Here is a 3,892-nt window from a genome sequence, read left to right as displayed (position 1 = left end):
GAACCCACCCGCCCCCAGGGCTTTGAGCGGCTCAAGGTTAGGCTCGCCGGCATCTGCGGCAGTGACCTGGCCTTACTCTACGGCAAGCAGGCCCCCACCCTCTCCGGCATGTTCTCCTTTCCCGCGGTGCTGGGGCACGAGGTGCTGGCGGAGCTGGGAGGGGTGCGGGTGGTGGTCAACCCCCTCCTTTCCTGCCTCGAGCGCGGCCTACCCGACTGCCCGGCCTGTGCCCGGGGCGATGACCACCTCTGCGAGAACGTGGCCGAGGGCAGCCTAGCCCCGGGAATGCTGGGCTTCTGCCGTGACCTAGGGGGCGGCTGGGCCGAGCGGATGGTGGCCCACCGGGAACGGATATTCCCTGTAGATGAGCGGGTCCCCGATGAACGAGCGGTGCTGGCCGAACCCATAGCGGTGGTCCTCCACGGCCTGCGGCAGGCTTGGGGCCGGGGCGATGGATTTGAATGGCCCTCCCGGCTGCTGGTGATCGGGGCGGGAAGCATTGGGCTACTGGCCATCCGGCTTTTGCGGACGCTGGGCTACGCCGGGCCCCTTTACGCGGTGGCCCGCCACCCCCGCCAGGCCGAGCTGGCCCAGCGGTTGGGTGCCAGCCAGATTTTTTCCTCCGCCCAAGCCGCCCAGCAGGCGGCGGGGGCCCGCCGCTACCAGGGCATCCTGGGGGCCACCTCCTGGCGTGGCGGCTTTGAAGGGGTGATAGAGGCATCGGGCTCTCCGGGAGGGCTTCAGCAGGCGAGCTGGGCGGTACGGGAAGGGGGGCGGGTGCTACTCCTGGGCGCTCCGGCCACCGCCTTTCACGATTTCTCCCCCTACTGGTTTCGGGAAATTGGGCTTTTCGGGAGCTACACCTATAGCTGGGACGACTTCGCCCAGACCGTCAAGCTGCTGCCCGAGCTAGAGGGGCTCGAGGCCCTGGTCACGCACAGGTTTCCCCTAGAGGCCTGGCCCGACGCCCTTCAGACCGCAGTGCGGCGCAGGGGAATCAAAGTGGTCTTCAAGCCTTAGATTTTGTCAGAATGCACCGGCAGCAGGGGGTGCCCCCAGCGGGGAGCTTATTCCTTTGGCCTAAACTCGTACTCACCGCTATACGGATTGTAGCGGATGTCCCAGTCCTTTTTGGGGATAGAGGAGGTGTGTTCTGCAAAACGGCCTGCATGGAGAAGACAAGGTTCTTGGCCCCTCCGATGAACGCTTGGCTAAAGGTCTCTACCCTTTTCTCCATCCCCATTCCTCCGAGCAGGCCGTGATGCTTTACTTGCAGCTTTGCAACACCTTGCGTCCAACGCTCTCACGCGGCCAAAACAGGCTCTTTTCCCCCCTCCTGCTCTATCCATTCCAGGAACTCCCCGATAGCCGCAATGACCGGCAGCAGGATGGAGGCAAGGAGCCCGCGGCCCAAATCACCCCACAGGAGGACCTGGAAGTCCAAATGAACTCTCCCCTCTTGCACCCAGGCCCTGGGCCACCTCCTCTGCGCGTTCCAGGCGTTGGTTTGAACCATAGGGGTGTGGGGCGGCAGTCCCCGGCCAAAGCGCTCCACCTTGGCCGGGGAAGGATAGCCCCACCAGGGCAAAGCCCTGTATAATACTCTCGTGGGTCATCCCTGGAACGGGGATGCGCGTAAAGGGAGCCGCAAGCGAGTGCCCCACACACGTCAAAGCTTGTGAGGATGGTCGCGCGAAACTCCAACCAAACGCAGTTGGTTGCGAGTAGTTCATGCGTGGAAACCCCCTCCAGACCCTCTACTCTGGCCTGCACCACGAGAACCTCCTTCTGCCAACCCACCACCACCAAGGCCATCGCCTCCCCCTGTGGGCTCTGGAGGATAAGAACCGAGTCCCCATCGGGATCAAGGAAAGGCCGCAAGCCAGGAGTTCCTTGCAACAAGGAAAAAACCAAATGCCGCCTAAGGGTCAAGTCTGGACTTTTCCAATCCATGGTTCACCCCCTGCTTCCCTAAGCTTCCTCCTCTTCCACGTCAGATGTTGTCGCCCAGTCTCCTTCCACCCGCTTCCGCATCCAATCAGCCGCCTCCTTAGCCTCTAGGAGGAGTAAGACTTCCAGCAGTCGGTCGCTAAAACCAGCTAGGCGGTGGATTCCCCCTTCAGGAAAGGCCAAGGGGGCATAACCGGCCACGTTGACCACGTAGGCCCTGCGGTCTTTCCCCTGGCGAACCCAAGCCCTCAAGGGAGTCTCGGCGTCGTCGGCCACCTGTTCGTCGGTGAAGATGACCAGCCGGACCCCGCTGAACCCAGGCAGGGTTTCCCTAAGCGCATGGCCCAAGCAGGTGCCTCCTCGAGCCCTTTGGGCAAGGAGCGCCTTGACCAGGGAAAGCAAAGGGACGCGAGGGGGAAGGTCCACAGGGTGGATCTCGTCGTCAAAGCCCACCAGCCTGCCTCCCGCATGGCGGTAGAGCAAAGCCCCAAGGCCAGCGGCGGCCAAGGCGTAGGTGGCCTCGCCTCGGGCGGACAAGGGGGTGAACATGGAGCCGGACACATCCACTAAGATCAGGGTTTCCCCGTACAAGGGAATTTCGGGAAGGCTGGATTCTAAAGCAGCCGCCAAGGCCCCCAACACCCATCCTGGCCACCCCTCCTCCTCCCCGCGCAAGAGAGCCAGGAGCCACTGGTGGGGGAATAGGCCCATACGGCGCACTTCCTCCTTATTGCCTAAGCGCCTGAGCACATGGCGCTCCACCCCTGGTACCTCCAATAACCCGTGGCGGTGCAGGTTGCCCAGGTTGCGCACCAGGGCCAAGCCTCCCATGTGGGGGAGGGCTTCCCGCCATGCTTCAGGGGTGCTCCCCCTCTCCGAGAGTACCCGCTCCCAGATGGGGCGCTCCGCCAGGAGATGGGCTACGAAGGCCTGAGCCTCGGGGAGTGCCTCTTTCCCCCGCACCAGCCACTCGTACACCATGGCGTGGGCCTGATCCCTAGGCCGCGGATGGGCGAGGATGAGGGCGTCCCTCTGGCTGAAGGTGTGCCCCTTCTTGTGGTACTTCAGTAAGGCGTGGGGGCTCATGGAGTTGAGCCGCTTTGCTACCGCCTTCTTAAGGGCCTTTTTGAGCTTCCAGCCCTGGGCCCTGGTGTAGGCCAGGGTTTCCAGGTGTTCGTCCCCTCGCAACCACACCCTGGGGGCAGTCCCCAAAGCCACCTCCCTCGGGGCCCACCAAAAGAGGTGGGCCAGGAGCGCCGCAGGGCCAGAACGCAGGCCCAAAACCTGCCGAGCATAGGTAGCTAGGATTGAAACGAACTCCGGGTCTTCTTGGGTTACCCGGGCCGCCAGATCAAAAAAGCGCCTCTCTCGCTCTCCTCTCCCTTCATAAAAGAGGTCCCCAGCAAAAAGGCTGCCGGCCAAGAGAAGAAGAAGCTCCTGCTTGGCTGTGGGAGCAAAGCCGCAGCCGCCCTGGTGGGTGCGAAAGTGCACTTCTGTCTTCTGGACAGGGTTAAACGACACGACACTCCTCCTTCCGCGCAAAGCGCGGTGCAATTTGCAAAGCAATGGACGCTCGTTGTTAGATCTGGCTAGATTTTGAAGGGAGAATTAACCTTAAAACCCGCTTGCCGCCTACCGACCTCACTGTGGGGGTATCAAAGACCCGGGGATATTCGCGCTCCGCTAAAGCCCAAAGGGCTCCATCTGAGGACCTATCCGATAGGCCTAAGAAGTAACGGAAGCGCATCGCCTCCGGGCAAGCCATAAGGTTAACTCAAAATCAAAGCTGTGTCAACCCAGTGTAGTCAATCGGTTCAGGCTTTTATCACGACCCTCGAATTAGCTTGAGCAGGGGGTGAGGATTAGCCGAGAACCTCCCGACCGAGCGCAACACGGGCCACTTTTTGAGATGCAATAAGTACATCAGTCCCGCCGCCCCCTT

3 protein-coding genes are annotated in these 3,892 nt (G+C 62.1%); 1 reads left to right on the top strand and 2 read right to left on the bottom strand.

The annotated features are described in order from the left end of the window. On the top strand, window positions 1-1,020 hold a 1,020-nt coding region (locus Mlute_RS14420; RefSeq protein ID WP_119361246.1), incomplete at its 5' end, for a zinc-dependent alcohol dehydrogenase. A 283-nt stretch (window positions 1,021-1,303) separates the two neighbouring features. On the opposite strand, the gene Mlute_RS14415 is transcribed toward Mlute_RS14420, so the two are convergent. Both Mlute_RS14415 and Mlute_RS14410 read right to left on the bottom strand, forming a co-directional pair. Further along, the gene (locus tag Mlute_RS14415) at window positions 1,304-1,588 is read right to left on the bottom strand and encodes a YbjN domain-containing protein (RefSeq protein ID WP_119361245.1); all 285 of its coding nucleotides are present in this window, start codon (window positions 1,586-1,588) and stop codon (window positions 1,304-1,306) included. Between the two features lie 383 nt (window positions 1,589-1,971). Next, window positions 1,972-3,471 (bottom strand): TROVE domain-containing protein, encoded by a 1,500-nt coding sequence (locus Mlute_RS14410; RefSeq protein WP_119361244.1) that lies wholly within the window; start codon window positions 3,469-3,471, stop codon window positions 1,972-1,974. Between the last annotated feature and the right edge of the window lie 421 nt (window positions 3,472-3,892).

Origin of the sequence: Meiothermus luteus, assembly GCF_003574085.1 — a bacterium.
In the GTDB taxonomy this organism is placed as follows: Bacteria; Deinococcota; Deinococci; order Deinococcales; family Thermaceae; genus Meiothermus; species Meiothermus luteus.
This window is presented reverse-complemented; position numbering and strand designations above follow the sequence as displayed.